Source organism: Trinickia sp. LjRoot230, assembly GCF_964253315.1.
Lineage (GTDB): Bacteria > Pseudomonadota > Gammaproteobacteria > Burkholderiales > Burkholderiaceae > Trinickia.
The window spans coordinates 2,822,831-2,846,954 of record NZ_CAXUQX020000001.1 but is presented as its reverse complement, the minus strand read 5'-3'; the positions used below and the strand labels follow the sequence as shown (position 1 = coordinate 2,846,954).

The window sequence follows — 24,124 nt, the reverse complement described above, 5'->3', positions numbered from 1 at the left end:
ACCCGGCGCGCAAGACAGTGTTTCGGCGTGCGATGAAATGACAAGAAACGACAAGAAACGACAAGAAACGATAAAAACCGGTGCAGCGCACCCATGCGAAGGGGGCGCGAACGCCCCCTTTTCGTCAGAATTTACCGAAGTGCGGCGTGCAGTACTTATTGCCGCTGATAAATCTCGGCGCCGTTTTTCACGAACTCGACCGCCTTCACTTCCATGCCTTTTTGCAACGCCGCTTGCTCGGATACACCTTGGGCCGCCGCGAACTCGCGCACGTCTTGCGTGATTTTCATCGAGCAGAAGTGCGGCCCGCACATCGAGCAAAAATGCGCGACCTTGGCCGAATCCTTCGGCAGCGTTTCGTCGTGGAATTCGCGCGCCTTGTCCGGGTCGAGGCCAAGATTGAACTGATCTTCCCAGCGAAACTCGAAGCGTGCTTTCGACAGTGCGTTATCGCGCACCTGGGCACCCGGATGGCCCTTGGCCAAGTCCGCCGCATGCGCCGCGAGCTTGTACGTGATGATGCCTTCCTTGACGTCGTCCTTGTTCGGCAAGCCGAGATGCTCCTTCGGCGTCACGTAGCAGAGCATCGCCGTGCCGAACCAGCCGATCATCGCCGCGCCGATACCCGAGGTGATGTGATCGTAGCCCGGCGCGATGTCGGTCGTCAGCGGTCCGAGCGTATAAAACGGGGCTTCGTCGCACCATTGCAACTGCAAGTCCATGTTTTCCTTGATCAACTGCATCGGCACATGGCCCGGGCCTTCGATCATCACTTGGACGTCATGCTTCCACGCTATTTGCGTGAGCTCGCCCAGCGTCTTGAGTTCGCCGAGCTGCGCTTCGTCGTTGGCGTCATAGATCGAGCCGGGGCGCAGGCCGTCGCCGAGCGAGAAGCTCACGTCGTAGGCCTTCATGATTTCGCAGATGTCTTCGAAGTGCTCGTAAAGGAAGCTTTCCTTGTGATGGGCGAGACACCATTTCGCCATGATCGAGCCGCCGCGCGAGACGATGCCCGTCATCCGGTTCGCCGTCATCGGCACGTAGCGCAGCAGCACGCCCGCATGGATCGTGAAGTAGTCGACGCCTTGTTCGGCTTGCTCGATCAACGTGTCGCGGAAAATTTCCCAGGTCAGGTCTTCGGCTTTGCCGTTGACCTTCTCGAGCGCTTGATAGATCGGCACCGTGCCGATCGGCACCGGGCTGTTGCGAATGATCCACTCGCGCGTTTCATGGATGTGCTTGCCGGTCGACAGATCCATGACCGTGTCGCCGCCCCAGCGGATGGCCCACGTCATTTTGTCGACTTCCTCGCCGATCGACGACGTCACGGCCGAATTGCCGATATTCGCGTTGATCTTCACGAGGAAATTACGGCCGATGATCATCGGCTCGCTTTCCGGGTGGTTGATGTTCGCGGGAATGATCGCGCGGCCGCGAGCCACTTCGTCACGCACGAATTCGGGGGTGATCTCCCGCAATGCGTTCGCGCCGAAGGCGGCAGCGCCGAACGCCTGTCCCGGGTGCTGACGGCCCATCATGTCGGCCAGCTTGGCGCCGGTCGGGCCGCTCGTGCGCAGGCTTTCGAGATACTCGGCGCGGCGCTGATTCTCGCGGATCGCGATGTACTCCATCTCCGGCGTAATGACGCCGCGGCGTGCATAGTGCATCTGCGTCACGTTCGCGCCGGCCTTGGCCCGACGCGGATGGCGGTGCAAACCCGGAAAGCGCAGTTGCGCGGTGGCCGGATCGGCCGCGCGCTCGCGCCCGAATTCGCTCGTGAGCGCAGCCAGTTGTTCGGTGTCGCCGCGCGCCTCGATCCAGCGCTGACGCGGCGCCGGCAGGCCCTGACGAATATCGATGTTGGCGTCGGGGTCGGTGTACGGGCCCGACGTATCGTAGACATAGATCGGCGGGTTTTTCTCGCCGCCGAAACCGCTAGGGGTGTCGGCCTGCGTGATTTCGCGCATCGGCACGCGGATATCGGGCTGCGAGCCGCTCACATAGACTTTGCGCGAATTCGGCAGCGGGGCGACGGCGGCGGCGTCGACGCGCGCGTCCGCTGAAATAAATTTGGGATTGGCGTTCATGCATATCTCCTGAGCGAGCATGGGGGCGCTAAGGCAGGAGCAGGAGACGGAAGGGAGGTCGGGCATGCAAGGCGGCGTAAAGCGTGAACTGGTGGTGCCGGTGCCTATGCCATCAAACCCGTACGCTTCCCTGCGCTGGCATTATCCAGATCAGGTTCAAAGGGTGTTTCTCACCCACGCAGCGCCACTTATCACCCAATTACCGTCAATCGGTCGATTCGAGGCGCAACGCAGGACCCCCGCGTTAGCAGGGCAGAAGATACAACGGGACGCCGGGCTTTGCAACCTGCGCGACACCGTGCCTGTGGCGATATGCCGGCTTCGCAGCACCGGTACGGGCGTGGCGCGCATAATGCAGTCGACCTGCTGCTGACGCCGTTGCGCATAAGCGTCGCCGCCGGCATTCGCCTCGCCGTCGTTTCATTTCCGCCCCTGTCGCTATGCCGTTTGGTCTTGTTCCGCACGTTTGCCGCGTGCCCGTTTGGGCTGGGCGCCGCCATGGCCCATACACAACGGCCAACGCATGAGTGAAACTCGCATAAGCGAAAGTCCGCCGATGCTGCGACCGCGCAGTGCGCGCATCGTGCTCGCGCTGGCGGTGGTTTATTTCGCGTGGGGTTCGGCCTATCTCGCGCTGCATGTCGCGCTCGAATCTTTTCCGCCGCTGTTGCTTTCCGGTTTGCGCAACCTGCTGGCCGGGATCGGCCTCTTCGTCTTCGCCGCGCGTTCGGCACATCGCCTGTCCGCGTGGCCGACGCCGGCTGAGGTCCGCAATGCGGGTATCGTCGGGGCCATGCTGGTGGGTTTGTCGAGCGGGCTGCTCGTCTCTGGCATGCGCAGCGTCAGCACGGGGGCGGCCGCGATCATCATCGCCACGGTGCCGCTTTTCGCCACGATGATTTCGGCCGTGGCCGGGTATCGCGTCGCGAGGGGCGAGTGGGTGGCAGTCGGGCTGGGCTTGGCCGGTATCGTCGTGTTGAATTACGGCCACGCATCGGCCGCGTCGGTGAGCGGCAGTATCGTCATCGTCGTCGCCGCGTTGTGCTGGGCGGCCGGCGCGCATCTCGCGAGTCGCCTCGTGTTGCCGGCCGATCTGTTCATGTCGACTGCTTTGCAAATCGGGCTCGGCGGGGCCATTTCGACATGCGTTGCCTGGCTTGGCGGCGAACGAATAACCCACGTGGAGCTGCTGCCGATCGTGGCGTTCATCTATCTGACGGTAGTGGCGACGATGGCCGCTTACGTGGCCTATGCGTTCTTGATTCGGCACACGAGCCCTATCGTTGCGAGCAGTTGCATGTACGTGAATCCGATCGTCGCCGTTTCGCTTGGCGCGCTGATGCTGGGGGAACCGGTGACCATCGGGACGGTTGCCGCTACGGTCGCGATCCTGGCGAGCGTAGCGCTGTCGTTCTGGTTCGACAGGCGGCGTGTTGGGTGATGGACGTCGCTGCGCACGCCAATTTGTCTGCTGAATTCCCGTATGCCATCGCTGCGGGGCATGTCGTTAGCTTCTTCCAAGTACCTCCGGCCTAAGTAACGACATGGCCAACAACGCCGACTGGCTGATTACCACCGCTCACCGTTGCCGCAAGCGTATCGGACAGCGCTTGACGCGTCAGCTCGCAGCGGTGCGCCACGGCATGTGCCGAACCGCCGCCGCGAGCGTGAACGCAAGGCCCGCTGCGCACACGCCACTCCAACCGAAGTGGCGCCAGGCCAGCGCGCCGACGGCGGATCCGGTTGCGCCGCCGATGAAATAGCAGACCATGAATACCGTATTCACGCGGCTGCGCGCTTCGGGCTTCAACGCATAGATACGCGATTGATTGGAGATCTGCGCGGCCTGCACGCCGACATCGAGCAAAATCACGCCCAATACGAGCCCCGCGAGATGCGTCGCCGACAAACCGAATACCACGAAGGACAGCGCAATGAGACCGATCGATAGCGAGATCACGGCGCGCGGTCCGCGCTTGTCCGCTGAGCGGCCGGCGACCGGTGCGGCCAGCGCGCCGGCTGCGCCCACGATGCCGAAAAGGCCCGCGGCCTGCGGTCCGAGGTCAAACGGCGCGCCTGCGAGCAGCAGCGTAAGCACCGACCAGAACGCGCTGAAAGCCGCGAAGAGCGCGGCGCCCGTCAATGACGCCTCGCGTAGGCCGGGCAGGTCGCACGCAAGATGCCACATCGAGCCCAGCAGCTTGCCGTAGCGCAAAGTCGACGTGGGCCGACTGTTCGGCAAGCGCGTCGCGACGACGATGGCGAGCGCGACGAGTGCCGCCACCGAAGCGGCGAACACGGCGCGCCAGCCGAAGTACTGGGCGATGAATCCCGCCGCGGTGCGCGCGAGCAAAATGCCCAGCAACAGCCCGCTCATGACCGTGCCGACCGCGTGACCGCGCTCGGCCGGCGGTGCAAGCTCCGCGGCGAACGGCACGGCCTGTTGGGCGATCGTGGCAAGCACGCCGATCACGAGGCTGGCCACGGCGAGGACGGCGAGGCTAGGCGCGAGGGCGGCGACGCACAGCGCGAGCCCGAGGCCGGCGATTTGCAGCAGGATGAGACGGCGACGATCGAAGCGATCGCCGAGCGGCGCGAGCAGCAGCATGCCGACGGCATAGCCGAGTTGCGTGGCCGCCGGCACCACGCCAACCCAGGCTGCGTCGTGCTTATAAGAGACGCGCAAGCTCTCGAGCAGCGGTTGGTTGTAATAGATGTTGGCGACCGACACGCCGGCAATCGTCGCCAGCAGTAACAAAAGCCCGCGCGAATACGGTGAAGAGGGCAATGCGGACGGAGCGGCGCCAGCCGAATCGGACACAGGGGAGGTCATTCGATGAGCTTGCCATCGGGCTCGTAAAACGGATACGGGCCTTCGCTTGCATCGATATACGCATGATGTGTGACGAGGCCGGTCGCCGGATGGAACTGATGTAACGCGAATGCGGGCGGCTCCAGCCGAAACGCGGGCGGCGCGTTCTCACGCAAGTCGAGTTCGACCTGATGAGCGGGCGACGGCGCAGAAGATGCAATCGTGCCGGCAAAACGCGTGAAGATCGGTCGATGCACGTGCCCGCAGATCACGCGCTCGATGTTATCGAAGCGGCGCACGATGGCGGCGAGCCGCTCGGTCGAGCCCGAGTCGAGTCCCTGCCGGTCCATATGGCCGATGCCCGAGGCAAACGGCGGATGATGCAAGGCGATGACCACCGGCATGCCGCGCGCCGCTTCCAACTGCACTTCGAGCCACACAAGGCGAGCCTCGCAAAGCGTGCCGCCGCTTTGCCCTGGCGTTTGCGAGTCGAGCGCGACGAGCCGCAGCGGCCCCACGTCGACGGTGTACTGCACGAACGGGGCATTTTGCTGCAAGTAAGCGTACTCGGGAAATACCTGGCGCAGCGCATTGCGCTCGTCGTGATTACCGACGAGCAGATAAAACGGCAGCTCAAGTGAGGCTAGCCGCGCGTGCAGATGCTGGTATTCCTCGACGCTGCCGACGTCCACGAGATCGCCTGTGATGACCACTGCGTCGGGCCGTGGAGCGAGCGCATTGAGCCGCTCGATGCAGCGCGTGAGCGCCGCGCCGGTGTCCACGCGCCGGTAGGCCAGGGCGCCCGGTCGCTTGACGTGCAGATCGCTGATTTGAGCCAACAGCATATGAGGTCCGAATTCCGTGGTCGAAAAAAATGGTGAGCGGCGGCGCGCTCACGCGAGCGCGATGAGCCCTTCGGCCGCGATCTCGACACCGATCGCGTCGCCGGGCGAAAGCGCGACGCGCCCGGGGGCATCGATTACGAGCGGATCGGGAGCGGCGCCCGTCACCGTGATGCGCGTGCGTTCACCGAGGAATGCCACCGCTTCGACGATGCCGCGAAGCGGTGCGCTCGCGGCATCGACCAAGCGGGCATCTTCTGGGCGAAAGAAAAGTTCCGTCTCACCGGCCGGCGACACGCCGCGCACGTGGCCGAACTGTGCCGCAGACACCGCAAGCTTGCCGCCCGCGGTCGTGAACGTATCGCCATCGCCATCGTAGTGGCCCGCGACGCGGTTGATGGTGCCGACGAACTGCGCCACATGACGGTTCGCGGGGCGGTAGTAGATCTCGCGCGGCGAGCCGATCTGTTCGATGCGCCCGGCACTCATCACGACGATGCGGTCGCCCAGCTCCATCGCCTCGGCCTGATCGTGAGTCACGTAGATCGTCGTGACGCCGAGCCCGCGCAACAGCGCATTCATCTCGCGGCGCAACGTATCGCGCAGCCGTGCGTCGAGCGCGGTCAGCGGCTCGTCGAGCAGCAGAACGCGCGGCTCGCGCGCGAGCGCACGGGCCAGCGCGACGCGCTGACGCTGGCCGCCCGAGAGCTGGTCGATCGGCTTGGCTGCGTGCGCTTCGAGCCGCATCATCGCGAGCAACTCGTCGACGCGCCGCCGCGCCTGCGCGGGTTCGACCTTCGCGATCCGCAGGCCGTAGCCGACGTTTTCTCTTACATTCAGATTCGGAAACAGCGCATAGCTCTGAAAGACCATGCCAACTTGCCGACGCTCGATTGGCAAACGGGTGACGTCCTCGTCGCCGAATGCGACAGTGCCGCCCGCGTCGGGCATCTCGAGACCGGCGACGATGCGCAGCGTCGTCGTCTTGCCGCATCCCGACGGCCCGAGCAGCACTACGGTCTCGCCGGCAGCGACCGTCAGGTCGATCGGCTCGAGCACGCGCGTGACTTGAAACGTTTTCGCACACTGCTTCAGCGTGATCGGGACCGGATTGAGTTTCATTGGCGGGGAGCGAAAAAAGGACGGACTAACGGGGCGAACGGGCGCGATCGCGCAGGGCGCGCTGACCGGTGACATCTACGCCGAGCCACTGCATTGCGATGAGCAACGGCATCGTCATCGCGAAAAAGAGGATCGTGTAGGCGCTGCCTATTTCGATGCGCAGCGACGCATACGTATCGGCCAAGCCGACCGGCAGCGTCTTCGTGGCGGGCGTGTGCAGCATCCACGTGAGGTTGAATTCGCCAATCGACAGCGTGAGCACGGCGAGTGCGCCTGCGATGATGCCAGGGCGCAGGTTGGGCAGTACGATCGTGACGAAGCGCTGCCGGAAACCGGCGCCGAGGCTCGCGGCGCCTTCTTCGAGCGTACGAAGATCGACGCTCGCGGCGACGGCGGCGACGGCGCGCACCATGAACGGCAACGTGAAGACGACATGGCCCGCGACGATGAACGCGGCACTCGTGCGAAACGCCGAGAAGCCGCCGTACACGATGATCAGCGCGAGTGCCGAGGCCAGGCCGGGCAGCGCGATCGGCAAGACGAGCAGTTCCTCGACGAAGCGAGCCGCGCGCGTTTTGCTGCGTGCGATTGCGTAGCCTGCCGGCACGCCGGTGACGAGCGTGATCGCCAGCGTGGCGGCGGCGATGCCGAGCGAGAGAAAGACCGACCCGTGATATTGCGTCCATACCTCGACGAGCCAGCGCAGCGTGAGCCCGCTCGAGATCCCGCGAAAATAGTTGACCGTCAGGCCCGCCATGATCGACATGCCGACGGGCACGATCAGAAAGGCGCACAGCGCGAGCGTGACGGCCCATTGTCCGAAGGCAATGAGACGCCGCGCCGCATGCCGGTGCGAGGGGGACGGCCGCGGCACGTGACGTACGCTCGGTGCTTTGTCGTCGATGATGACGTTGTTCACCGTGAGCCTCACGCCGTCGCCGCGACGGCCGAGCCGGTCATGCTGCGCGCGAGCGCGAGCACGAGCCAAGTCACGAGGCCGAGGATGATGGACAAGCCCGCCGCCGTCACCATGTTGGCGTTGAGCGTGAACTCGGTATAGATCGTCATGGGCAGCACGTCGATGTCGGTGGCCAGCGTGAATGCTGTACCGAAGGCGCCCATCGCCGTCGCGAAGCAGATCGCGCCGGCCGCCACGAGCCCGGGCGCAAGGCCCGGCAACACGACATCGCGCATGATTTGCCACGGCGAAGCGCCGAGCGAGCGCGCCGCTTCTTCGAGCAGTGGGTCGAGCTTGGTCGCCGATGCCATGACGGTGACGATCACGCGCGGAATCGAGAAATAGAGATATCCGCAAAAAAGGCCCGCCATCGAATAAGCGAAGACCCATTTATCGCCGGTGAGCTTTTCGGTGATGGCGCCGATCAGCCCTTGCCGGCCGGCCAGCATGATCACCATGAAGCCCACCACCACGCCCGGGAATGCGAGCGGAAAGGTCAGTAGCGCGACGAGCGCGCGTTTGCCCGCGAAGCTGCGCCGTGCGAGAAAGAGTCCGGCGATGACCGATAGCACGAGCGTGGTGAGCGTGACAGCCGCCGACAGCGCTACTGTCGCGCCGAGACTGCCCATATAGCGCGCGTTCGTGACGAGCGCACGATAGGTGTCGAAGGCGCGACCGTTGGCGCTGACTTGAACAAGCACGCCCATCGGCAGCAGCCAGAATGCGGCGAAGATGGCGAGCGCCGGGGCCATCAGCGCGAGCCGCCAGCGCAGAGGGAAAGTAATGTCATGCATGGTGAAAGCCGCGAAGCGCGCTGTTGATGCAGCTACCGCTGCCGCATCAACAGGCACGTCAATGCATGCGCTTCAAATAATCCTGTCCGAATTGCTGCTGTTTTTCGGCCATCGCAGCGAAATCCACCGGTTTCGCTCGTGCGTATTCGCTCGCGGGCAGAAACTTGGCGGCGGCCTCCTGGCTCATTGCGCTTGCGCGTACCGGACGCAAGTAAGCGTTAGCCCACAGCTTTTGCCCTTCGTCGGACAGGACAAAATCCAGCACTTTTTTGCCGTTTGCCTCATGGGGTGCGCCTTTTACGAGGCTCATGACATACGGCACCGTGATCGTGCCTTCTTTCGGAATCACGAATGCCACATTTGCGTGATCTTTATACTCCGCGCGATAGGAATCGAAATCGTAATCGATGAGAATCGGAATTTCGCCCGCGAGCACGCGTGCATAGGCCGTTTGCTTCGGCACGATCGGATTATTTTTCTTTAACTTCTCGAACCATTTCAGCCCCGGCTCGAAATTATCGAGTGTGCCGCCAAGGGCTTGATTGACGGCAACGGCGCCGGCGTAACCGACGAACGCGCTGGACGGATCGAGATAGCCGACCATTCCCTTGTACTCGGGCTTGAGCAAATCGGCCCACGAGGTGGGAACGGGTTTTCCTTCAAGCGCGTCTTTATTGACGAAAAAGCCGAGCGTGCCCGAATGAATCGCGAACCAGTAGCCTTGCGGGTCTTTGAGCCCGGCAGGGATGTCATCCCAATGCTCCGGCTTGTAGGGTTGCACGACGCCCTTGTCCTTCGCCTGAAACGCCGACGACACGCCGAGATAGACGACATCGGCGACGGGGCTCGCTTTTTCGGCCATGAGTTGCGCAATGGCTTGGCCCGAATTCTTGTTGTCGGTCGGCACCTGAATGCCGGTTTTCTCTTGAATCGCTTGCAACTGGCTTTTCCAATCGGCCCATTCCGGCGGGCAGTTGTAGCAGATGGCGGTTTGTTCAGCGTGTGCCGCGCCGGCGAGCGGCAACGCAAAAGCACCGACGAGCGCGAGACTTGCCAAGGTTGAACGCGCGAGCCGCTGGCGAATGAAAGAGAAACGACGTGTCACGTGTGGTCTCCTTGCAGGCTAAGGGGAAGGGGGCCGCCGATAGAAAGCGCCTTTCGCACTAGGTGCGACGGGCGCGCCGCTGCTGCCGAGGGCCGATGTCGGTGGCCGATGGTTAAGCGTCAGCTACCGACTAACGATTATCGGCTACCGAAGCGTACGATCAGGCGATCGGTTGGGCAGAATGAGCCGAGCCGGCCGCGCCCGAAAGCGCGTGCACCGTTGCGCCTTTGCGCAGCGTGTGCGGCAGCGTGAGCGACAGCGAATCGCCGTCGTCCGCGCCTGCGATGCGCGCCATCAGGCGCTCCCACGCGGCGCAGCCGATTCCGCGGTTTGGCGTGCAGATGCTTGCAAGCGGTGGTGAAAGCAGCTCACCAATCGGAAGCCCGTCGAAACCGAGAATGGACATGTACTCGGGCACCATATATGACGCCCGGCGCAGCCCGCGCATGACGACCATCGCCAGCAGGTCGTTGCTGCAAAAAAGCGCGGTCGGGCGGGCAGGGCCGGATGTGAGATGCGCGAGGACCGAGGGTGCGAGCTCGTCCGCGTTGAAGTCGACTTCGAGCGCCGGTGCCGGCGTGAGACCCGCTTGGCGCATCGCGTCTTCGTAGCCGCGGTAGCGCAGCCGTGCTCGATCTGATTCGGCGAGCGTGCCGGCCAGCATGACGACGTGCTCGTGACCATGCTCGATCAGCATGCGCACGCCGTCGAACGCGGCACGGCGGTTGTCGACGGACACCGACGGCCGCCGCACCGTGTCGTTGTGCATCAGCACGTAGAGCGTGCCATCGCGGTCGAGGTCATCAAGCAACGGATGGGTGTCCGCATCGGCCACGGTCAGAATCAGCCCTTCGACGCGCTGTGCGAGCAACGTCTCGATCGCGTGGCGCTCGCGCGCTGCGTCGTATTGGGTTGTCATCAGCATGAGCCGATAACCTTGATTCGACGCTAGCTCGTCGATGCCCTGCAGACATTCGGCGAAGACGGGGTTCGCGAGCGTCGGCAGCACGACGCCGATCAGCCGCGTGCGCTCGCCGCGCAACTGGCGCCCGAGCGGGCTCGGGCTAAACTGCAGTGCGTCGATCGCTTCGCGTATTTTTGCCAGCGTCACGCGGTTGACCGTGTGCGGCGCGTTGATGGCGCGCGACACCGTGGCGATCGAAAAGCCCGCGTAAGCGGCCACATCTTTGATGGTATGTCTCATCGCAGTCGGTACAGTCCCGGTATCAGAGGCCAAAAAAACACTGAAAACGTTTTTGGTCAGACCATTATCGGGGTCGATTATGACTGACACGTGACGTTTTTGCTCGCATTTTGATCGTAAAAAATCGAGGTTGAAGCTTGGCGTGGTTTTACCTGATTGGCATAATCGCTTCCGCCCCGGCGGGGCCGCCTGACGGCCAAGGCGCGGCCCGCTACTATCGAATCGGTATTTAAGAAAAAAAGGAATGACGCGTGACTCTTGGCTTTTTGATTTTTTTGAGCGTCCTGCAGGGCGTGACCGAACTTTTTCCTGTCAGCAGCCTTGGCCATACGCTGCTTGCCCCCGCGCTTGTCGGCATGCATATCGATAAGCATGCGTCGCAGCTGATTCCATTTCTGGTCGCGCTGCACCTTGGCACGGCGTTCGCGTTGCTCTGGTACTTCCGGGCACGTTGGGTGGCGCTCGTGAAGGGCTGGTTCGGCTCGCTTGCGGGCCGGCGCAGTGATGACGGCCATATGATGTGGGCTGTCATCATCGGCACGATTCCGGCGGGGCTGGTCGGGCTGGTGCTCGAAAAGCGGCTCGAGCGGGTATTTCACGATTTGCGCATCGTCGCACTCGCGTTGGTTGTCAATGGTTTGCTTTTGTGGCTGGGCGACAGGCTGCAGCGCACGCGGGCGCATCGTCCGCCCGAGAAGCTGATGTTCAGGCACGCATTTCTTGTGGGGCTCGCGCAGATCGGTGCGCTCGTGCCTGGTTTTTCGCGCAGCGGTCTCACGATGATCGCAGGCAATGCTGCGGGGCTGACGGCTGAAAGCGCCGCCGAGTTTTCGTTTCTGCTTGGCACGCCGATTATTTTTGCGGCCGGCATTCTCGAATTGCCGAAGCTTTTTCATGCACCCGGGCAGCTTGCGGACGCATTACTGGGTGGCGTGCTGACGGCGATTGCGGCTTATTTGAGCGTGCGTTTTTTAATGCGCTACTTTGAGGGACGGGGCCGGCTCGCGGCGTTCGGTGTTTATTGCGTCGCGGCGGGTGTGCTGTGCTTTGCCTGGTTCATGACTCATCCACAGCCGCTGTGAGTGCGACGGGGCGTGTCGGTTATAATGCGGCCCCCGGTGCAAGAGGTCTTGCGTTCGGTGCAGTAACATGGCTTGCCCCCTCCCCATAGTTCAACGGATAGAACACGGGTCTTCTAAACCTGAAATCGAGGTTCGATTCCTCGTGGGGGGGCCATTTGGGCGCCTAACGTTTTTCTTCGCCTACCAAAATCCCCGGCTCGTCAAGGGTTTGCGGCAGTTTATGTTCCGTTCTTGCCTGAGTTCCCAGCAGAGGGTGCATGCCGTTGGTGTCTATCCAACCGTGTCACTGCTGGCACCGCGAAGGCGCGGGACGCCATCAAGGCCAGATCCGCGCCGGCCTCTGGACCCGTCGCATGACGAGCGCCGCGTGAAGCTCGAAGCGGGGCTGCGTCGGACGAATTCCTTTGAGCCAATTGCGCGCGAACGGCACGGCGCCAAACGTAGAAGTCCGCGTATGCGGACGGCGTGATAGGCCTGCTCGAGAAGGAACTGCTTCCGGTGCGCGGGCGATCGCGGATCCGGGCCGAGAAGATGAAAAATGCCGAGCTCAGACATTGTTCCGCTATCCACGCAGGCACTCGACGTCATTCGCAAGCTTAGGGAACTCAACGCCCGGCGGACGTGGGTCTTCGTGAGCCAGTCCAACATGCAGAAGCCGATCAGCGAAAACACGGTGCTGTTCGCCCTATGTCGGACGGATTACCACTCTGGGTGACGGGGCATGGCTTCTGCGGGCTGGTGTCGACGATCCTCAACGAAAAGGGCTTTGCGACCGACTGGATCGAGCGGCAGTCGGCGCACAGCGAGCGCAACGACGTGCGCGCTGCGTATAACCGCGCGCAATAATATTTGGACAAGGCGTCGGCGACTCCAGCGTCAAAAGGGGCGTCTGCTGGTAGTGGCCAATCAGGAGGTACCGACAGTGCAGGGCGTTCGGCAGCGCACGTTACCGTAGTTTCCAAAGGCCTACTATCTTCAGTTAGAATGGTCTTTATCGTTAGTAACGGTCTGGCCCTCAGCTTTCCAGGGATTCTGCCGTCAAAGCATAGATAGTTGAGCTGCGGTTTGATAGTCACGTAGTCGCCGCAACGAGTTGACCGGAGGTATCCCGTGAACCAGAAAGAGCGCATCACCAAGCTGTACGGCGTCGAACTGAAGCCGCGTGTGATCGTTCGTCCGAAGGGTTCGGTCAGCGTCGCTACGCCCGCCCAAAAATCCGAAGTTCTGAAAGCGATCCGCGCGGTTATTGCCGAGCATCGCGACGTAATGGTTGCGCTGAAGGATCGGTGAGTGCTGGATCTTGATTACGTCATCACGACGCATGACGAGATCCTTTTGGAGCTTGGTGGCTTGGCGGGCTTCGCTAGCGGCGGTCGAGGTGGCGTAGATTCCGCACTTGCTCGCGTCGACAATCACGCTCACTACAATGGCATCGATGACGTCTTCGGTATCGCCGCGATGTACACCGTGGCGATCGCTCGCGGGCACGTCTTCAACGATGCGAACAAGCGGACCGGCCTTGCTTGCGCCTTGGCGTATCTAAAACAGGAAGGTTTCACAATCCCTCGCACGGCTGAGTTGGAGCACGTGGTGGTGAAAGTGGCGCGCGGCACTGTAGATCACGAAATGTTCGCGAGCTATCTGAGCGCGCTGTGGCTCAGCACAGAGTCAATCTAGTCCCCCGGCCTGAACATCGAGCCTCGCGCGGGCTTTCTCACATCTGCACCGCCGGCACGATCGGCACCCGGATCGTTTCCCCGATCCATAGCACCGGCCAGTTGACGAGCCGTCGAAGCCGACGAAATTCCACAGCATCTGCCCCGCGGCGTTCAAGTCGTCGAAGCGCCTGCTGGATTTCGTCTTGCCATCCCTGGTCCGGCTCCTGCCCTCGACTTGTCGGCAGCTGACCAAACATCGCCGCCCAAGTTGCCCCGTGCGGGCTTTTAATATTTGCGCTTTCGCTAACCGTGGCATCGGCAAGCCCGGCGCACCAACGCTAGCTTCACATCACGCCATCGGTCCTTCAGAGCGGAGTTGTCGAGCATCGATTCGGCGAGCCGGCGTTTGAGCTCCAACTCTTTCAAACGCTTCGCGTCCAAAACAGTCATGCCACCAAACTTCTCCTTCGAGTTGTAGGACGCGGCTTCCGAGATGCCGTGCTCGCGGCATTCGACCACAGCCGCACATCTCAATTTTCTAGGTGCTGAGCCTTTCAACACCACTCCCCACATATTGATATAAGCTCCCCTTCGTGACTTTATCGATTTAAAAATCGCCACCACACTCCAAACAATAAATATCGATGACGGCAATATTTTCAGACAAACGGAAGGCACTCATCTCGCCGCTATTATTGAGATAATAAAATCTCACCCGAATCGGTTGTTTGACGAAATGACATCGGCTAGAATCGATCGCCCATCGCGGCATTACAGCGGCAGCATCGTAAAAAAACAAGCTAAATCAGAAATTTCTCAAGCACGTATCGCGATTAATCTGCCATATACCTGTATATCGGCTGTTTCAGCGATTCACGATCTAGATATCGATTCGGCTAGTTATGAAACGATGGGCGACTGAATTCAGGCAGATCACTTATTCCAATAAACGAATAGAAGCTACCGAGGGCGCAAGGGCATGAATTCCCGGAAAATCCTGTTGTTATCCCGACCGAAGCATCGCATTAATGTCGTGCTGCTCGACGATCATCCGATTGTCGCGCTCGGGGTCGCCACTTATTTGCACGACTATGCGGATTTCGAGGTGGGTGCGACCGTCAGCACGGCAGATGACCTGCTAGCCGAACTCGAGCGCAATACCTACGACGTCGCATTGGTCGACTACTATTTGCCCGACGATCGCGTGGACGGTGCTGCTTTTATTCGGCGTTTGCGTACCTGCGCGCCATCGCTCGTCATCGTCGTACTGTCGGCCGCGCGTGCCGCCGATGCCGAATGCATTTGCCATCGCGCAGGCGCCAATGCGTTTCTCGAAAAGGCGACGCCGCTCTCGCTGATCGCCGACACGATTCGCGAAGCCGTCGGCTCGCCACGCAAGTTCTTCGCAGTGCGTGACGGCTGCATCGATTGCCTGGTGCCGATCCCCCGCGAAGACGCGCTTTCGTCAGCCGAAGTCGAAATCCTCCGGTACATCGCCGAAGGTCTGTCGGTCTCGCAGACGGCCGCGCGCCTGCGTCGCAGCAAAAAGACGGTCAGCACCCATAAACGCAGTGCGATGCGCAAGCTGCAAGTGGCGGACGACCTCGGGCTCGCGTTATATCTGAAAGAAAAGTTTCGTGGCTGAACGCAAGGCGAAGCGCCGATGATTTGCGCGAGCGTCCGGGCTGCAATCTGCTGCGCAGCACTCGTGTGTGTGCCGGCTGGCGCAGTGCATGCCGGCGACGCGCCCAAGCCCGCGTCCACGCCGGCCCCAACGGCTACCGGCGCGATGGCGAACCTGCGCGTGGGTGTCTATCCGCAGGGAGTGGGTACCGTCGATTACGTCGACTATTCGGGTACGCGGCACGGATACGGCGCGAGCGCGCTGCATGCAATCACCGCTCCTCTCGGCCTTGCGCTCGTGCATCGGCGCTTTCCCTCCATGGCCGCGGCGGGCGCCGCGCTCGACGCGCGTGCAATCGATGTGCTATCGGTGCCCTGTTCGCAGCGCAATGCGGATGGGCGCCACTGGGTCTCGGAGCCCTATGCCGTTCCATCAGCCGGCGCCGTTACGAGGCGCGGCAGCCGAAAGCCGCATCAGCTAAATGACCTGAGCGCGCGGCGCATCGCGCTCGAACGGGCGCGAGAAGGCGGGGGCGTGTTGCGGACCTGGCTGCCCGCCGCGCACTTCATCGAGGTGGACGACGTGCGCTCGGGGCTCGACGCCGTCGCGCGAGGCAAGGCGGACGTCTTCGTCGGCTTGCAAGACGGCAATGCCGCGGCCATCGACATGCTCGGCTTCGGCTCGCTCGAGTCCCGGCCATTGCCGCTGGCGGTTCCCCTTTGCCTGGCGGCGAACGCGCGCGACACGGCAACCATCGGCATGATCGAAAAAGGCCTGGCTCGTCTTTCGGCGCCGCGTCGCCGGGAGCTGGCGCTGCAGCCGTTGCCCAATGCCGCGCGCGACGCGCTGCCTGAACGATTCGCGTTGACCGACGAAGAGCGGCGTTGGGCAAGCAGACATCCGACCGTTCGCGTCGGCATCGAGCGGCTCAACCGGCCTTACGATTTTCTGGACGATCAAGGCCAATGGCAGGGGGTGGGCGCGTCGCTGCTGCGGCAATTCGCGTCGCTGGCGCAAATCGATTTCGAGCCCGTTTTGATCGACGATGCCCGCACGCTTGCCGATGCAGTCCTGAGCGGTAGCGTCGATCTCGCGACTTCCTACCCGGTTCCCTCCACGCGCGCGCACGAAAACCTGCTGCTCACGCGGCCCTACGACAGCTTCCCCTGGGCCTTTGTCAATGCCGGCGACGGTGCGTCGCGCGCAAACCTCGTCGCGGCGAATGCGTGGCGCGCAGGGCGGCTACAGCCTCCGGCCGATTTGCGCGGCGCCACCCTCGTGCCGCGCGAACTGGCCGCCGACGCGCTGCGCGCGGTGCTGGCCGGCAACGCCGACGCGGCGCTCGTCAACACGCTGGCGGCCGAGGAACTGGGCGAACGCTATGCCCACGGTCGATTGCGGGTCGATGCGAGCGTCGCGGGCATCGAGCGGATCGGCTTTGCCGCGGCACGCGAGAATGCGATGCTCATATCGATGCTCGACCGCTATCTCGCCGCGTACGACCCGCGTGAGCTCGCGCGGCTGGCAAGCCGCTCGCGGCCGGTGTCGGTGCTGCTCGGATACGACAAGGCAACCGTCATCGGGCTCGCGCTCGGCGCGGCCGCGATGGTGATCGCCATTGTTTCGGTACTGCTGCTGGCCTACTGGAGAACCCGTTCGGCACGGCGTGCAGCCGATTCGGCGCGCCTCGAAGCCATCGCTTCGCGCGAGCGCGCCGAGGCGGCCGATCGCGCCAAATCGACGTTCGTCGCAATGATGAGTCACGAAATTCGAACGCCGATGAACGGCATCATCGGCGTGCTTGATCTCTTCGATACGATGCCGTTCACGCCGGAACAGCGACGCTATCTCGACATCGCTCAGCGTTCCGGACGTCTTACACTGCGCGTGATCGACGACACACTCGACTATCTGAAAATGGCGCAAGGTGCGCTGACGCTCGAAGCTGTGCCATTCGACATCCACTGCCTCGCCGCATCGGCTATCGAGCTTAACGCGCCGCTCGCGAACCGCAAGGGCTTGCCGCTTTTTCTAGCGGCGATGCCGCATTTCGACCGGCCGCTCGTCGGCGACGAAGCGCGTATCAACCAAGTGCTCGGCAACTTGCTCAGCAACGCCATTCGCTTTACACAATGCGGCTACGTGCTGCTCGAAGTGCGGCACCGAATCGAATATGGGCGAAGCAAACTGCAGCTCGTGGTGACTGATACCGGCACAGGCATCTCAGACGAATATCGGCCACGCCTTTTCACGCCATTCACGCAGCAGGACAACTCGACCACGCGGCGCTATGGCGGCACGGGTCTCGGGCTGTCGATCGTCAAGCATCTCGTCGATTCGATGGGCGGCACGATCGATGTGCGCAGCGCGATCGGCGCGGGTACGCGCGTGAGCGTGCTGCTGCCGCTCGTTTGGGGCGAGCCGCGCGCGTGCTGGCCCGATCTTTCGCCGATGTGCGCACGCGTGCGCGTGCCGGTGCACGCAGTGGCGGCGTCGGTGCGCGCCGTGCTGATGAAACTGCGTGTGCGGCGCGCTGTGGGGGAGAACGAGCCGGCCGACGTGGATATCGCAGTCGACGCGACGGGTGCGCTAGTCGTGACCTGCGGTGTATTGCCGGGCGAGCGCGTGCGCGCAATGAGCGAGTTGGTCGGCACGCTGACGCGTGCAGCGCGCCCACGTGCGAACGCGGCGCGAACCTCGCCAACAACACCAACAACTAGCACCGTTGAAGTGCCAGCCCCGCACGCGCTGGCGCCGCCATTACCTGCCGCTTCCCCCCGCGGTGCGATCCTCGTGGTAGAGGACAACGACATCAATCGCGACATCATCGTGCGGCAGTTAGCAGCGCTCGGGGCGAGCGCGCATCAAGCCGTCGATGGCCTCGAAGGCTACGCATGCTGGGCGCGGCTGCGCCCGAGCTTCCTGTTGCTCGATTGTCATATGCCGGGCATGGACGGCTACACGCTCGCGCGGCGCATACGCGCAAGCGAGGCAGCCGACGCGGGCGCGCGCACGACGATCGTTGCGATCAGCGCGAATGCCACGCACGACGACATCGAGGCGTGTCTTGCCGCGGGGATGGATGACTACCTGTCGAAGCCGATTACGCGCGCGAAGCTCCAGGCGATCTTCGAGAAATGGAAGGAGGATACCCATGCCGATCGGCTCTGATGACCAAGCATGGGCGCGTGCACTCGCACTGACCGAACTCGAGGTGATATACGAAGCCAGCGCGCTGCGCGAACTGATTGCGCGCGCGCTCCTTCAGCTCGAGCAAGACGAAGCCGAATTCGAGACCCGTATTGCGGCCGGCGCGTGCTGCGAGGCGGCGCACACGCTGCATCGGATCAAGGGCACGGCCGCTTTTTTCTGCGGCGATGAACCGATGCTCGATACGCTGCATCGCGCCGAGTGCGCGTTGCGTCTGAATCCGCCGTGCGCCGAACTCGTCGTGGCGACGCTGCCCCAGGCGCGGCGCATGCTCGCGGCGCTGATTCGCGCGCTGCAACGCAAGCGCACCGAGTTGCCCGAGCCGTAAGCGGTAACGTGGTCCGACATTCGGGGCGCCGGCCCCATATCGAGACCATTTGAAAACAGTGTTGCCTCTTTTTCGATACCGCTTATGCGGATCTAATTGGAGGCCCACTGTCATGCCGTACCCCGTGACCCGACAACCCGCGCTCGCATTGCCGTCCGACACGATGGCGCCGACGCATCTTGCCGCCGGTTATCACGCACCACCGCTCGCACTTTCACCTGAACTGTCACCCGCTCCGCCGCCTGAGCCGCCTGAGCCGCTTGAGCCGCTTGAGCCGCCAGCGGCGCCAGCCGAGACTTCGACACCGCGTTTTGACGAGGCCGCGGCGCGACACCGCGTGCGGCGCGCGATTGCCTCGCTGGCGGATCAGGATGGCGTTGCATTATCGGCCGCCAAGCAGGCGCGGCCGCTCGCGTCAGCGTCAGCGGCGACGAACGATGCATTGGAGTTCGCGCAGATCGACGCCGCGTTGTGCGATTGGGTCGATTTCGATAAAGCCAAGCACTATGCGAACAGCCCGAGCCGGCTGTTGCAGGCGGTAGCGGACCATCAGCGGCGAACAATCCCGTTCGACTTCGAAACCTGGCCCGACGTTGCGCTGCTCGAAGACGAAGGCGTGCTCGACGCGGCGGCCGTCTTGCATCGCCGGCTAATCGGCGATGCTGCCTCGAACGAGGCGCAGCCGGCAGATCCAGAGCAAACGTTATCGACGGCGCTGTCGGAACTGCGCCCGGCGTTTCTTGCGGCGCTTCGCGAAGATTACGCAAAAGAGGCGGCGCTCGATGCGCTTTTTGCGCCGTCGGGCGAGCGCGGGCAAAGTGCGCCGTACTTCGACGGCTTTGCGCTTCGCAATGTGCGGGGCAGGTCGTTCGAAGACCTGCTTACATCACCCGACGTATGGCGCGACAGTCGGCTTGCGTCGGCCGACCCGCAGCGCAGGCGTGCATTGCTCGAAGCGAAATTCGAGCAGATGAGCGAAAGTACGATCTATCCGTTCGGCACGCCCGAGCACTCGCTCGCCACGACGCTGATGCGCATTCAAAGCTACCGCGGGTTGACGCCAACGCAGCCGCGCAACGGCGAGGCACTGATCGCGACATTTCAACAGGTCGAGCAAAGCTGGGCCGACGAGGGCGGGTATCCGTACCATCCGCATCTTGCGTTCGCGGCACATTTGGCGCGAACCGATGGCATCCAGCTGCTGAGTCCCGAAGATGTGATGCTGATCTTTCAAAATCGGGTGGCGGACCCCGCCCGTGCGGCGTTGGCCCAGGGTAATGCGCTGCCGCTCGAATGGATCACGGCGCATCTTGCGAAATTTCAGGTGGGCGGCAAGGCTTGGCACGCGCAATCTGTCGAAGTCAGCACGTTGGCCGTCGAATCGCTGTTCGACGCGTTGCGAGATGCCGCCAAAGGCAACGAGCCGATCTCCGAATTCGCGAGATCGCTGCGCGACCAGGGCGCACTGATCGAAAATCGGATCGTCGGCACCAGCCGCGCGGCCCGCATGGACGCGCTGTTGACATACGCGAACGAACGGTTGATCGCGAGATTCGGCGAGCCGCCTCGCTTCGACCGCTACGATGCCGCAACTGCCATTTTGCGCGGCTACGGGTTAAGCGACGACGACCTCGAAAACGAGCGTGCCTATGTGATTGCTGGAGACAACCCGAATCTATCGAAGAGCGATTTCGGAACGCGCGTCGACGAGTTTCTGCAACGTGCCGATTGGAGCGGGCTCGCCGGTGCGCGCATGACGCTTGCGGGCCAGCGCCAGATCATTCCGCGCGACGAACTGCAGCGAGTCGAGCAGCGCTTTAACGAAAGTCTCGCCACGCATCCATGGGTCGTGGCGACGGCGAAGGAGAAGTTGCGCACGCGCTCGGCGCCACTGACGAAAGAGGCGTTGCGCACCGAGGTCGCGACTTTGGCGGCGGGGCTGGCAACCGAGACCGAAAAGCATCGCTCCGCGGTGGGCGGGTTCGAAACCTGGATCGGCACGGTGCCCGTCGCCGGACCGCTCTATAACATCGAAGAAGGTGTGCGCCATCACGACGCTTCACGTGCCGCGTTTGGATTGCTCTTTCTCGGGCTTGACTGCTTCGACATTTCGATGAGCGGCGGCGGTGGCGCTACGCGCGCCACGCATCCTGTCGCCGTGCGTTTTCGACGTGTTGCCTTGCGTCTCGATCCGTCGCTGGGCGACATCGCTGTGCATCCGGACATGGTGCATGCCGCGGCCGACGACGTGCGCATCGGCAAGCGCGACAGCAACGTGCCCAGCCCCTATCGCACGCTTGCCGAGCGCGTGCGAGCGGGGGAGAAGCATGTCCGATGGCGCGATTATGACCTCGTGCATCTGGACAACGAGGACCGGGTCGTGCCCGTCGCCCACGCCAACAGTGGCGACTACTACTTCGAGGTGGACTGGCGTTCCGGCCGCCGACTGCGCAGTGCGTCGCCGATCGAGCGTGATCCGCTCACCGGCAGCTTTCACACGAGCGATAGCCTCAGCCCGCCTGCGGTTGCGGATAGTCGCGACGTCCGGGGCATGGACGTTGAATCGCGCTTTACCGTCGCCGAGGTGAAGCGGCTTCTCGCGAGTGCCAACGATACGTCGTTGCGCGACATCGACACGATTCTCGCATCGGCGTTCGATTTGACGAAGGCGGGCGGCGCCGCATCGGCGTTCGACGCCTCGGCCTTTTTCAAGAAGCTCTACCGAAACAGCCATACCTTCCGGCGTGTCGTGAACCAGTTCGACGATGTGGAGGGGCGCGCGATCAACAGCACGGCGAATGGTCAGGGAAAATGGAAGCTGCATGTCGGAGAGACCGGCCCGCTCGGCTCCCCGCGCATCGCCTATACGGATTTCGACTTCAAGCGCATTTATATTCCGAACGATGTGGACCTCGATGCGATGACGTACATGACTGCGCAAGGCCAGCAAACCTACATGTCCGAGCAGGTCTATTTGCACGAGATGATTCATGCGCTGACGGGCGCGAGAGATCCGGCTCGCAACGTCGATATGCTCAACCGCGGCCCCGTGGTCTACTTGACCGACAAGATCTTGAGCGAGGGTGGATATCGCGTGTCGGAGCAGGTCATGTACCGGCGCGCAGATGTAGGCACCGATACGCCGGAGTTCGAGACGGTTGCTTACCGCAGGGAAGAAGCCGCGCGTGTGGCGCAGGCAGAAAACCGCTATCTGGATCGACTCGTCGATATCAGGCGCGGCGACATAGCTGATACCACGCTCATCGAAAACACGCCGGTGGCGTCGCGGGTCACTGTGCGCGATGCGAAGGACATCGTGATCGACGCGCAAAGCATCGAGGACGATGTTTTCCTGTCGTGGCGCGATTTCGAGACCAAGTTCAACGATAACTTCGGCTTTTTCGTGGGCGAGGGCGGGTTGACGGAACTCGTCGCCGCGGACGCGAAGGTCGTTGCCAACTTTTATCGACGCCTTTACGCCAAGAGCCCCATTTTTCGGCGGTTGTTCGACCAGATGCCGGCGGGCGAGCCGGCATGGCGGTTCGTGCTCGATAAAAGCCCGCCCGCGGGCGCCGTGCCGCAAGGCGCAGGTTTGCACGGCACACGCGCCGACGCACGGGAGATTTATTTGCTCGACGAAGGCACGCGCTATTTGACCGAGTATGGTCTGCGCGATATCGAGTACGAGCGCAATCTGACCTATGAAATGGTTCGCGCGACGAAGCATTTCGATACGCTCGACGCGCAAGACGTCTATGCCAATCGCGGAGCTGCCGTTTATCTGACGGACGCCATCCTTGTTGAAGCGGGCTTCCACTATCCGAAGCAATTGGCGGCGGCATTGGCGCCATCGACCGATGTCGACGCGCAAGCGCAGTTGCTGTCGTATCAAACCGCGGCGCAGCGCAGCGCTGCCGTGGAGGACCGCTACCTCGGCTATCTCGGCTACCTGAGGTAGCTAGCGCGCCGGCTGTAGCCGAGTCGAGAACTTTCCTATCGACGATGTAACTCCGTCTGATTGTAATTCGTACTTTTCAATCGGACGGAGAAGTCATGTTATCGGCGAGAGCCTTCAATGAATACGAGCCGACGGCGGGGTTTCATGCCCGACACGTCGCGGCCTTCAAGGACGTCTGCATGGACACGCGCATGGTCATTGCCTCGCGTGAGCTGAACCCGTTTTGCACGGACCTGATGATGGACGGGTACGCGGCCAAAGGGCTTCACATCAAAGCCAAGACGTGTGACTGGGGGCCGATGGCCGGCTTTGTGCTGCTCGATCCACGCTTTACCAAAGCCCGCCAGAGCTTCGCCAAGCAACAAGCCGCGGTGGCCGCCGCAATCGCTGCGGGGGCCGGCGCAGTGCCGCTCGTCATCTCCGACAGCCGGGTTCGCGCGTTGATGGTGCGCGGCATGATGGCGCGCACCGCTTCGTCTGTCGATGTGGGGCGCAGGGGGGTCGAGGTTGTCGCGCATTCGAGCGATACCGGTGAGGCGCATCGGTTTTTGCTGCTTCGATCGGCAGCGAGCGAACATTGGGCGATCTGGTATAAGCCTCGCGGCAGCGCTGGGGCGCCGCGGCCGGCTGCGCGCCCCGATACGTTTGGCCAGCGTATCGTCGCTGCCGGATGGCGGCCGCTATGCGGCCTCACCAACCCTGGCGCCGCCGCAACGGGTGCCGGGTTCAAAGCAGCCGTTTGCGGCGACTACGATCTGTGGTGCCTGTTCGCTCACACAAGCGAGCAAGGTGCAGGCATTCACGATCGCGCGATGCCGCGGGGGAGCTTCGTCGTCCCGAAAGTCGGTGCGGGCGTCGCACGCCGCGCGCATCAAGCGGGCCTTGTCTACGCCGATGCCCGGGAACGTGAGCACGCGGCGAAAACCATGGGCAACAAACAGCTCGGCAACATCTCGTGGGCGGTTGATCGCGTGCGCCGACAGTTGAACCGCGCCTGCCGCCCCGGCAACGATGTCGTGCTGCATGGCGATTACGGCGGGTTTGCGCTTGGCGAAATCGACTATCCGCTGATCTTCTTTATTCCGCTTCCCGAACGCGGCTTTCGCGCGGCCGAAACCGCGCTCGTGCGAAACGTGACCGAACTGACGGACACGCTGCGACTGATTCGAAAGCTGGGTTTCATCGTCGAGGTCAATCCGTCGTGGGCTATTTCCCTTTGGAAGTGAGCCTCGCGAATCGATGAACGACAGTCTCATTATTGAGAAGTTTCATGGGGCATCAGTGCGGCGATAGAACGACAATTTCCTCACTCGCAGCACAGTGATATTCGACGCACAAGA

19 protein-coding genes and 1 tRNA gene are annotated in these 24,124 nt (G+C 62.7%); 11 read left to right on the top strand and 9 right to left on the bottom strand.

The genetic code is table 11. The features are described 5' to 3' along the window. Positions 1–155 precede the first annotated feature (155 nt). Entirely contained in the window at positions 156–2,087 is a 1,932-nt protein-coding gene (thiC, locus tag ACSQ20_RS12945) for a phosphomethylpyrimidine synthase ThiC (RefSeq protein ID WP_436020518.1), read from the bottom strand. Positions 2,088–2,610: 523 nt separating this feature from the next. Between thiC and ACSQ20_RS12940 the strand changes: the two genes are divergently transcribed. Continuing rightward, the gene (locus tag ACSQ20_RS12940) at positions 2,611–3,528 is read left to right on the top strand and encodes an EamA family transporter (RefSeq protein WP_436020516.1); all 918 of its coding nucleotides are present in this window, start codon (positions 2,611–2,613) and stop codon (positions 3,526–3,528) included. Positions 3,529–3,705: 177 nt separating this feature from the next. On the opposite strand, the gene ACSQ20_RS12935 is transcribed toward ACSQ20_RS12940, so the two are convergent. The 7 genes from ACSQ20_RS12935 to ACSQ20_RS12905 all read right to left on the bottom strand — a co-directional run bounded on the left by ACSQ20_RS12935 (position 3,706) and on the right by ACSQ20_RS12905 (position 10,924). Next, a complete protein-coding gene (locus ACSQ20_RS12935; RefSeq protein WP_436020514.1) occupies positions 3,706–4,920 on the bottom strand; it encodes an MFS transporter in 1,215 nt (404 codons plus the stop codon). After that, positions 4,917–5,744, bottom strand: a complete 828-nt coding sequence (locus tag ACSQ20_RS12930) for a phosphodiesterase (RefSeq protein WP_436020511.1) — start codon at positions 5,742–5,744, stop codon at positions 4,917–4,919. Before ACSQ20_RS12930 ends, ACSQ20_RS12935 begins: the two co-directional genes overlap by 4 nt. Positions 5,745–5,792: 48 nt before the next feature. Then, entirely contained in the window at positions 5,793–6,863 is a 1,071-nt protein-coding gene (locus ACSQ20_RS12925) for an ABC transporter ATP-binding protein (protein WP_436020509.1), read from the bottom strand. A 25-nt stretch (positions 6,864–6,888) separates the two neighbouring features. Further along, the gene (locus tag ACSQ20_RS12920) at positions 6,889–7,737 is read right to left on the bottom strand and encodes an ABC transporter permease (protein ID WP_436023080.1); all 849 of its coding nucleotides are present in this window, start codon (positions 7,735–7,737) and stop codon (positions 6,889–6,891) included. A 53-nt stretch (positions 7,738–7,790) separates the two neighbouring features. After that, the gene (locus tag ACSQ20_RS12915) at positions 7,791–8,615 is read right to left on the bottom strand and encodes an ABC transporter permease (protein ID WP_436020507.1); all 825 of its coding nucleotides are present in this window, start codon (positions 8,613–8,615) and stop codon (positions 7,791–7,793) included. A 58-nt stretch (positions 8,616–8,673) separates the two neighbouring features. Continuing rightward, positions 8,674–9,720 (bottom strand): ABC transporter substrate-binding protein, encoded by a 1,047-nt coding sequence (locus ACSQ20_RS12910; protein WP_436020505.1) that lies wholly within the window; start codon positions 9,718–9,720, stop codon positions 8,674–8,676. Between the two features lie 160 nt (positions 9,721–9,880). Continuing rightward, complete coding sequence (locus ACSQ20_RS12905) at positions 9,881–10,924, bottom strand: substrate-binding domain-containing protein (RefSeq protein WP_436020503.1); 1,044 nt, start codon at positions 10,922–10,924, stop codon at positions 9,881–9,883. 251 nt (positions 10,925–11,175) lie between these two features. Between ACSQ20_RS12905 and ACSQ20_RS12900 the strand changes: the two genes are divergently transcribed. The 5 genes from ACSQ20_RS12900 (at position 11,176) to ACSQ20_RS12880 (ending at position 13,683) form a co-directional block, all read left to right on the top strand. After that, complete coding sequence (locus ACSQ20_RS12900; protein WP_436020501.1) at positions 11,176–12,006, top strand: undecaprenyl-diphosphate phosphatase; 831 nt, start codon at positions 11,176–11,178, stop codon at positions 12,004–12,006. A 79-nt stretch (positions 12,007–12,085) separates the two neighbouring features. Then, a tRNA-Arg gene (locus ACSQ20_RS12895) sits at positions 12,086–12,160 on the top strand. A gap of 533 nt (positions 12,161–12,693) precedes the next feature. Beyond that, on the top strand, positions 12,694–12,852 hold the full coding sequence (locus tag ACSQ20_RS12890) for a hypothetical protein (protein WP_436020499.1): 159 nt from the start codon (positions 12,694–12,696) through the stop codon (positions 12,850–12,852). Between the two features lie 264 nt (positions 12,853–13,116). Continuing rightward, positions 13,117–13,296 (top strand): hypothetical protein, encoded by a 180-nt coding sequence (locus ACSQ20_RS12885; RefSeq protein WP_436020497.1) that lies wholly within the window; start codon positions 13,117–13,119, stop codon positions 13,294–13,296. Next, the gene (locus tag ACSQ20_RS12880) at positions 13,297–13,683 is read left to right on the top strand and encodes a type II toxin-antitoxin system death-on-curing family toxin (protein WP_436020495.1); all 387 of its coding nucleotides are present in this window, start codon (positions 13,297–13,299) and stop codon (positions 13,681–13,683) included. Positions 13,684–13,967: 284 nt separating this feature from the next. On the opposite strand, the gene ACSQ20_RS12875 is transcribed toward ACSQ20_RS12880, so the two are convergent. Then, positions 13,968–14,237, bottom strand: a complete 270-nt coding sequence (locus ACSQ20_RS12875; protein ID WP_436023078.1) for a transposase — start codon at positions 14,235–14,237, stop codon at positions 13,968–13,970. 406 nt (positions 14,238–14,643) lie between these two features. Here ACSQ20_RS12875 and ACSQ20_RS12870 point away from each other — a divergent pair, with 406 nt between their 5' ends. From ACSQ20_RS12870 to ACSQ20_RS12850, 5 genes are all read left to right on the top strand, one after another. Beyond that, complete coding sequence (locus ACSQ20_RS12870) at positions 14,644–15,309, top strand: response regulator (protein WP_436020493.1); 666 nt, start codon at positions 14,644–14,646, stop codon at positions 15,307–15,309. 18 nt (positions 15,310–15,327) lie between these two features. Beyond that, positions 15,328–18,459: an ATP-binding protein gene (locus ACSQ20_RS12865; RefSeq protein ID WP_436020491.1), complete on the top strand. Its 3,132-nt coding sequence runs from the start codon at positions 15,328–15,330 to the stop codon at positions 18,457–18,459. Then, positions 18,443–18,826 (top strand): hypothetical protein, encoded by a 384-nt coding sequence (locus tag ACSQ20_RS12860; protein WP_436020489.1) that lies wholly within the window; start codon positions 18,443–18,445, stop codon positions 18,824–18,826. Before ACSQ20_RS12865 ends, ACSQ20_RS12860 begins: the two co-directional genes overlap by 17 nt. Positions 18,827–18,938: 112 nt before the next feature. Further along, positions 18,939–22,784 carry a PipA/GogA/GtgA family type III secretion system effector gene (locus tag ACSQ20_RS12855; RefSeq protein ID WP_436020487.1) on the top strand — a complete coding sequence of 1,282 codons (3,846 nt, stop codon included), beginning with the start codon at positions 18,939–18,941 and terminating at the stop codon, positions 22,782–22,784. Positions 22,785–22,879: 95 nt separating this feature from the next. Next, a complete protein-coding gene (locus ACSQ20_RS12850) occupies positions 22,880–24,010 on the top strand; it encodes an anthrax toxin-like adenylyl cyclase domain-containing protein (RefSeq protein ID WP_436020485.1) in 1,131 nt (376 codons plus the stop codon). Positions 24,011–24,124 lie beyond the last annotated feature (114 nt).

Excerpts from the sequence above, each read along its gene's own strand:
- thiC (WP_436020518.1), bottom strand. The coding sequence starts at position 2,087 with ATGAACGCCAATCCCAAATTTATTTCAGCGGACGCGCGCGTCGACGCC.
- ACSQ20_RS12940 (WP_436020516.1), top strand. The coding sequence starts at position 2,611 with ATGAGTGAAACTCGCATAAGCGAAAGTCCGCCGATGCTGCGACCGCGC.
- ACSQ20_RS12935 (WP_436020514.1), bottom strand. The coding sequence starts at position 4,920 with ATGACCTCCCCTGTGTCCGATTCGGCTGGCGCCGCTCCGTCCGCATTG.
- ACSQ20_RS12930 (WP_436020511.1), bottom strand. The coding sequence starts at position 5,744 with ATGCTGTTGGCTCAAATCAGCGATCTGCACGTCAAGCGACCGGGCGCC.
- ACSQ20_RS12925 (WP_436020509.1), bottom strand. The coding sequence starts at position 6,863 with ATGAAACTCAATCCGGTCCCGATCACGCTGAAGCAGTGTGCGAAAACG.
- ACSQ20_RS12915 (WP_436020507.1), bottom strand. The coding sequence starts at position 8,615 with ATGCATGACATTACTTTCCCTCTGCGCTGGCGGCTCGCGCTGATGGCC.
- ACSQ20_RS12905 (WP_436020503.1), bottom strand. The coding sequence starts at position 10,924 with ATGAGACATACCATCAAAGATGTGGCCGCTTACGCGGGCTTTTCGATC.
- ACSQ20_RS12890 (WP_436020499.1), top strand. The coding sequence starts at position 12,694 with ATGTCGGACGGATTACCACTCTGGGTGACGGGGCATGGCTTCTGCGGG.
- ACSQ20_RS12875 (WP_436023078.1), bottom strand. The coding sequence starts at position 14,237 with ATGTGGGGAGTGGTGTTGAAAGGCTCAGCACCTAGAAAATTGAGATGT.
- ACSQ20_RS12870 (WP_436020493.1), top strand. The coding sequence starts at position 14,644 with ATGAATTCCCGGAAAATCCTGTTGTTATCCCGACCGAAGCATCGCATT.
- ACSQ20_RS12865 (WP_436020491.1), top strand. The coding sequence starts at position 15,328 with ATGATTTGCGCGAGCGTCCGGGCTGCAATCTGCTGCGCAGCACTCGTG.
- ACSQ20_RS12860 (WP_436020489.1), top strand. The coding sequence starts at position 18,443 with ATGCCGATCGGCTCTGATGACCAAGCATGGGCGCGTGCACTCGCACTG.
- ACSQ20_RS12855 (WP_436020487.1), top strand. The coding sequence starts at position 18,939 with ATGCCGTACCCCGTGACCCGACAACCCGCGCTCGCATTGCCGTCCGAC.
- ACSQ20_RS12850 (WP_436020485.1), top strand. The coding sequence starts at position 22,880 with ATGTTATCGGCGAGAGCCTTCAATGAATACGAGCCGACGGCGGGGTTT.